1 protein-coding gene is annotated in these 548 nt (G+C 63.0%); it reads right to left on the bottom strand.

The genetic code is table 11. The annotated features are described in order from the left end of the window. On the bottom strand, positions 1–548 hold a 548-nt coding region (locus MMB74_RS27370), incomplete at both ends, for a citrate/2-methylcitrate synthase (protein ID WP_277431718.1).

The raw sequence follows: 548 nt of genomic DNA, 5'->3' as shown, positions 1-548 counted from the left end.
AGGATCAGCGACGTATGCATCGCTTCGACCCACGATTTGGACGGCGTCTTGCCGTGCAGCAGATGCAGGAAATGGCCGCCGATCGAATCGTCGTCGGTTTCCACTTCGATGCGCCGGCCGTTGTGCGAGTAGTGGTACCAGTACAGCAGGATCGAGCCCAGGCAAGCCATCAAGCGGTCGGCGATGTCGCGCGCGCCGGCGATGTTGTGGTCGTCTTTTTCAGGCAACACGGTGCCGAGCACCGATACGCCCGTGCGCATCACGTCCATGGGGTGGGCCGAAGCGGGCACCCATTCGAGCGCGGCTTTCACGTTGGCGGGCAGGCCGCGCAAGGCCTTCAACTTCTTCTTGTAAGCGGCCAGCTCCGACACCGTCGGCAGCTTTTCATGCACGAGCAGGTAGGCGATTTCCTCGAACTCGCACGTGGTGGCGACGTCGAGAATGTCGTAGCCGCGATAGTGCAAGTCGTTGCCCGTGCGGCCGACCGTGCACAGCGCCGTGTTGCCCGCGGTCACGCCCGAGAGGGCGACGGATTTCTTCGGCTTGAA

The sequence above is a fragment of the Trinickia sp. Y13 genome, assembly GCF_029522115.1.
In the GTDB taxonomy this organism is placed as follows: Bacteria; Pseudomonadota; Gammaproteobacteria; order Burkholderiales; family Burkholderiaceae; genus Trinickia.
This window is presented reverse-complemented; position numbering and strand designations above follow the sequence as displayed.